At 64.5% G+C, this 1,736-nt stretch carries 1 pseudogene; it reads left to right on the forward strand.

From position 1 onward, the window contains the following. Positions 1-1,736, forward strand: a pseudogene (locus tag ACQKJZ_RS19205) (DNA-directed RNA polymerase subunit beta'); the annotation flags it as partial.

Here is a 1,736-nt window from a genome sequence, read left to right on the forward strand (position 1 = left end):
GCCGACGCGATCATGGCACTGGGCTTCCGTCACGCGTTCCGCGCCGGCATTTCGTTCGGCAAGGACGACATGATCATCGCGCCGGACAAGGATCGTCTGGTCGACGAGACGCGCGAGCAGGTGAAGGACTTCGAGCAGCAATATCAGGACGGCCTGATCACGCAGCAGGAGAAGTACAACAAGGTGATCGACGCCTGGAGCCGTTGCGGTGACCAGGTCGCGAACTCGATGATGAACGAGATCAAGGCGGTCCGTCATTACGAGGACGGCCCGATGGAAGGCCGTGAAAAGCCGATCAACTCGATCTACATGATGGCCCACTCGGGCGCCCGTGGTAGCCCCGCCCAGATCAAGCAGCTGGCGGGTATGCGCGGCCTGATGGCCAAGCCGTCGGGCGAGATCATCGAGACGCCGATCATCTCGAACTTCAAGGAAGGTCTGACCGTTCTTGAATATTTCAACTCGACCCACGGCGCGCGTAAGGGCCTGGCCGACACGGCACTGAAGACGGCGAACTCGGGTTACCTGACCCGCCGTCTGGTCGACGTCAGCCAGGACTGCGTCATCATCGAAGAGGATTGCGGCACCACCCGCGCCCTGGAGATGAAGGCGATCGTGCAGGGCGGTTCGACCATCGCCTCGCTCGGCGAGCGTATCCTGGGCCGCACCACGGCCGAGGACATCGTCAACGCCAAGACGGGCGAAGTCATCATCGCATCGGGCGTCCTGCTCGACGAGCCGATGGTGGCCAAGATCGAGGCGGCGAACACCCAGGCGGTCAAGATCCGCAGCCCGCTGGTCTGCGAGTCGAAGATCGGTGTCTGCGGCAAATGCTATGGCCGTGACCTCGCCCGCGGTACGCCGGTGAACATCGGCGAAGCGGTCGGCGTCATCGCGGCGCAGTCGATCGGTGAGCCGGGCACGCAGCTGACCATGCGTACCTTCCATATCGGTGGTGCGGCGCAGCTGAACGAGCAGTCGAACCTGGAAGCGGCGGTGGACGGCACCGTCCAGTTCCGCGACCTGCGCCTGATCACTGACCAGCGCGGCCGCCGCGTGGTGCTGAGCCGTTCGGGCGAGATCGCGATCGTCGACATGGACGGCCGCGAGCTCTCGGTCGACCGTATCCCTTACGGTGCGTACGTCCTGTTCGACGATGGTCACATCGTGTCGAAGGGCGACCGCATGGCCGAGTGGGATCCGTTCACCATGCCGGTGATCACGGAAAACCCCGGTACGGTGAAGTTCCAGGACCTCATCGAGGGCAAGACCCTGACCGAGCAGGTCGACGAAGCCACGGGTATCGCCCAGCGCGTCGTCACCGAGTACCGCGCCTCGACCAAGTCGAAGGAGGATCTGCGTCCGCGCATGACCCTGCTCGACGACAATTCGGGCGAGGCCGGTCGCTACATGCTGGCGCCGGGTGCGACGCTCTCGGTCGAGGACGGGGCGCAGGTGCAGGGCGGTGACGTTCTGGCCCGTGTCGCCCGCGAGTCGGCCAAGACCCGCGACATCACCGGCGGTCTGCCGCGCGTCGCCGAGCTGTTCGAAGCGCGTGTGCCCAAGGACTCGGCGATCATCGCCAAGGTTTCGGGCCGCGTGGTGTTCGGCAAGGATTACAAGGCGAAGCGCAAGATCGGCATCCAGCCCGAGGATGGCGGCGAGGTTGTCGAGTATCTGGTGCCCAAGTCGAAGGTGATCGACGTTCAGGAAGGCGACTACGTCAAGCGTGGCGA

Source organism: Sphingomonas sp. NPDC019816 (genome assembly GCF_050274375.1).
Lineage (GTDB): Bacteria > Pseudomonadota > Alphaproteobacteria > Sphingomonadales > Sphingomonadaceae > Sphingomonas.